Here is a 2,570-nt window from a genome sequence, read left to right as displayed (position 1 = left end):
CCGTCGCATCCGGCCGATCCGATGCCGGTCAGCGCCGCAGGGAACCAGGGCCGCAGGCGTGCCGGCACGGTCGGGGGAGCGTCGCCGCAGGTCGGGCTCGGTGGGCGGGGCCGCGCCCGCGCGGTCCCGACCGAACGGGCAGAGCGTCCCCGAACTGGTGAACGCCCAGGTCAGGAGAGTGGGCGAGCCGGTCGCGGTCCGGGCCTTCGGCACTGCCACCCCGGTGGCAGTATGCGGGGACACGGAGAGAGGGGCCGGGGCCGGATGGGGCGCAGGGAACGGGAGGCGGTCGCCGGGGGCGAGCGGCTGTACGAGGCCGCGCGGGCGGTGGTCGGTGACCACCGGCAGGCCGTCGACGCGGTTCGGGCGGCCCTGCAGCCGATCCACGACGCGGCGGCGGAGCGGGCGCTGGAGGCCATCCCCGTGGCCCGGCTGAAGGAGGTCACCGAGGGCCGGCTGAGGCTCGGGGAGGTCGAGCGGAGCGGGCTGCGCTCGGTCCGGCAGGTGCTCGACGCCGGGTCGTACCGGCTGCGGCAGATTCCCGGTGTCGGGCAGCGGACCGCCGACCAGGTCATCGCGGCGGCACGCCAGATCTCCGATGCCGTCCGGGAGACCATCGCCGTCCACATCGACGTGGACCGGCCGGAGCCCCGTACCACCGCGCTCGTCCTGGCCCTGCACGTCCTGGTGGAGGCCGGCCCCGACGCGCAGCGCGCCCTCGACGCGGCCGCGGTGCTCGCGGAGCGCCTCGGCCCGCTGCTCGCCGAGGCCAGGCCGGCCGCCGGGCGGCTGCGGATGCTGCTGGCGGGGCAGGCCAGGCGGGGCCGGGCCCTCGGGGCCGTCGCCGAGGTCCGCGGCCTGACCGAGGAAGCGGCGCAGGGCGCGGTGCCGGAGCTGCTGGCCCAGGCTTCGGTGGATCTGCTGCGCGGCCCCTCCACCGAGGTGGCGGCCTGGGTCGACTTCGAACTGCGGTCCGCCGAGTACTACAGCCTCCTCGCGGAGATCTCAGGCCGCAGCCCCGACGCGGCCGCCGCCGAAGGGTTCCTGCCCGACGAGGTCGCCGAGCGGGTCCGCCGCCAACTGCTCGACGACACCCACCGCAGGGTGTCGCTGCGCGGCTACCAGTCCTTCGGGGCGCGCTTCGCGCTGGCGCAGCGCAAGGTGATCCTCGGGGACGAGATGGGGCTCGGCAAGACCATCCAGGCCATCGCCGCCGTGTCCCACCTCGCCGCCGAAGGCCAGAGCCACTTCATGGTCGTGTGCCCGGCCGGCGTCCTGATCAACTGGACGCGGGAGATCGAGGCCCGCAGCACGCTGCGCGTGATGTGCCTGCACGGCCCCGACCGGCAGGAGGCGTTCGCCGACTGGAAGGGCCGGGGCGGGGTCGCGGTGACCACCTTCGACGCCTTGCGCGGATTCCCCACGCCCGGCGGCGGCGAGATCGGGATGCTGGTCGTCGACGAGGCGCACTACGTGAAGAACCCGATGACCCGGCGCGCCCACGCCGTGACCGAATGGTCCGGGCGCTGCGACCGCGTCCTGTTCATGACCGGGACGCCCATGGAGAACCGGGTCTCCGAGTTCCGCAACCTCGTGCACATCCTCCGGCCCGACCTGGCCGCGGCCGTCGGGGACCGGGACGGCCTGGTCGGCTCCCAAGCCTTCCGGAAGGCCGTCGCCCCGGTCTACCTGCGCCGCAACCAGCAGGACGTCCTGACCGAACTGCCCGCGCTCCAGCACACGGACGAGTGGGAGGAGCTGAGCGCCTCCGACGAAGCCGCCTACCGCGAAGCCGTGCGCTCCGGCAACTTCATGGCGATGCGCAGGGCGGCGTACGCACACCCCGAGAGGTCGGCGAAGCTGGACCGGCTGCGCGAGATCGTCGAGGACGCCGCCGAGAACGGGCTGAAGGTGGTGGTGTTCTCCGTCTTCCGGGATGTCCTGGCGGTGGTGAAGGACGCGCTGGAGGCCGCGCCGGGTCCCGGCGGCGGCCGGGTGTTCGGTCCGCTCTCGGGGAGCGTGCCGCCCGCCCGCCGCCAGCAGGTGGTGGACGAGTTCGCCGCCGCACCCGGTCACGCGGTGCTGGTGGCGCAGATCGAGGCGGCGGGCGTGGGACTCAACATGCAGGCCGCCTCCGTCGTGATCATCTGCGAGCCCCAGGTCAAGCCGACCATCGAGCACCAGGCCGTGGCACGCGCCCACCGGATGGGGCAGGTGCGGCCGGTCCGGGTGCACCGGCTGCTCGCCACGCGTGGAGTGGACGAGCGGATGGTGCGGATGCTGAAGAACAAGAGCCGCCTGTTCGACGCGTACGCACGGCGCAGCGCCGTCGCCGAGTCCACGCCCGACGCCGTCGACGTGTCGGACGTCGCGATGGCCCGTCAGATCGTCGAGGAGGAGCAGGCCCGCCTGGGAACGCTCCGCCCGGCCTAGATCATGTCCGCGAAGTCCCGCCTGCCCCGCGACGCCTGGCACCTCGCCGCGTTGTCGGGCGCGCCCGAGTACGTCCGGTACGCGGGCGCCCCTCCGCCTTGCGATGTACGGCACCGGACGCCGCGGGGCCCGCCCTT

2 protein-coding genes are annotated in these 2,570 nt (G+C 74.4%); one reads left to right on the top strand and one right to left on the bottom strand.

Features of this window, described 5'->3' with window-relative positions:
* Positions 1–219: hypothetical protein (locus ACWGIU_RS35200; RefSeq protein WP_453712163.1), on the bottom strand; the 219-nt coding region annotated here is incomplete at its 3' end.
* 45 nt (positions 220–264) lie between these two features.
* Here ACWGIU_RS35200 and ACWGIU_RS35195 point away from each other — a divergent pair.
* Positions 265–2,433, top strand: coding sequence for a DEAD/DEAH box helicase (locus ACWGIU_RS35195; RefSeq protein WP_453712162.1), 2,169 nt, complete (start codon positions 265–267; stop codon positions 2,431–2,433).
* The last annotated feature ends 137 nt before the right edge of the window (positions 2,434–2,570 follow it).

The sequence above is a fragment of the Streptomyces sp. NPDC054840 genome, assembly GCF_053611065.1.
The sequence above is the reverse complement of the archived record's forward strand: the minus strand, read 5'-3'. Positions and strand labels throughout refer to the sequence as shown.